Origin of the sequence: Streptomyces sp. 4N509B (assembly GCF_052245655.1) — a bacterium.
Classification (GTDB): Bacteria; Actinomycetota; Actinomycetes; order Streptomycetales; family Streptomycetaceae; genus Streptomyces.
Map to the genome: position 1 here is coordinate 1 of NZ_JBQQBZ010000089.1, position 1,599 is coordinate 1,599.

Here is a 1,599-nt window from a genome sequence, read left to right on the forward strand (position 1 = left end):
GGTGTAGAGGCGGGTCCAGCCGCGTTGGGTGGCGTGGGCGGCGGCTGGGTGGGGTGGGGGTGGGGTGTGCGTGGCGGCGCGGGTGGCGCGTTCGGTGTCGGGGATGTCGAGGTCGAGGCGGCGGTTGGGGACGTCGAGGGTGATCCAGTCGCCGGTGCGGACGAGGGCGAGGGGTCCGCCGATGGCGGCTTCGGGGGCGACGTGCAGGACGCAGGTGCCGTAGCCGGTGCCGCTCATGCGGGCGTCGCTGACGCGGACGATGTCGGTGATGCCCTGGTCGAGGAGGCGTTTGGGGACGGGGACGTTGCCGACTTCGGGGAAGCCGGGGTAGCCGCGGGGGCCGGCGTTGCGGACGACGATCACGGTGGAGGCGTCGACGGGGAGGTTCGGGTCGTCGGCGACGGCGATGTAGTCCTCGACGTGGTCGAAGACCAGGGCCCGGCCGCGGTGGGTGAGGAGGTGGGGGGTGGCGGCGGAGACCTTCAACACGGCGCCGTCGGGGCTGAGGCTGCCGCGCAGGACGACGGTGCCCTCGCCGGCGGGCCGGAAGGGCTCGGCGACGGTGCGGATCACCTCGCGGTTGTGGCAGCGGGCGTCGGCGACCTCCTCGCCGATGCCGCGTCCGCTGACGGTCAGCGCGCCGCGGTGGAGGAGGCCGGCCTGGTCGAGTTCACGCAGCACGACGGGCAGGCCGCCGGCGTAGGCGAAGTCCTCCATCAGGAACCGGCCCGAGGGCATCAGATCGACCAGCACGGGCACCTCGGCGGTCAGGGCGTCGAAATCGGCAAGGTCCAACGGCACCCCGACGCGGCGGGCCAGGGCCAGGAGGTGGACGACGGCGTTGGTGGAGCCGCCCAGGGCGGCGTTGACGCGGATCGCGTTCTCCAACGCCTCGCGCGTCAGCAGTGCCGAGGGGCGGGGGCCGTCCTCGTTCGCCATGGCCACCACCCGCCGGCCGGCGGCCTGGGCGAGGGCGTAGCGGCGGGCGTCCACGGCCGGGAGGGCCGCGGCGCCGGAGAGTTGGAAGCCGAGGGCCTCGGCCAGGCAGGCCATGGTCGAGGCGGTTCCCATGGTCATGCAGTGGCCACGGCTGCGGGACATGCAGCCCTCCGCCTCGGCGAGTTCCTCAGAGGTGATACGGCCGGCGCGTGCCTCCTCCGACAGGTGCCACACGGCCGTTCCCGAGCCGATGTCACGGCCCTGGAACTTGCCGCTGAGCATCGGCCCGCCGGTGATCATGACCGCGGGGAGGTCGACGCTGGCGGCGGCCATCAACAGGCCGGGCGTGGTCTTGTCACAACCGGAGAGCAACACCACGGCGTCCAGCGGGTTCGCCCGCATCGTCTCCTCGGCCTCCATCGCCAGGAGGTTGCGGTAGAGCATCGTCGTCGGACGCATCAACGTCTCACCCAACGACATCACCGGAAACTCCAACGGCAACCCGCCGCCCTCCCACACCCCCCGTTTGACAGCCTCCGCGAGTTCCCGCAGGTGAGCGTTGCACGGCGTCAACTCCGAGAAGCTGTTCGCGATCCCGATCACCGGACGACCATCGAACACCTCCGGACCAAAACCCTGATTCCGCATCCACGAACGATG

At 71.9% G+C, this 1,599-nt stretch carries 1 protein-coding gene; it reads right to left on the minus strand.

What is annotated here, in order from left to right:
- The coding region (locus ACTWP5_RS32030; protein WP_443224701.1) for a dihydroxy-acid dehydratase at positions 1–1,599 on the minus strand (1,599 nt) is incomplete at both ends.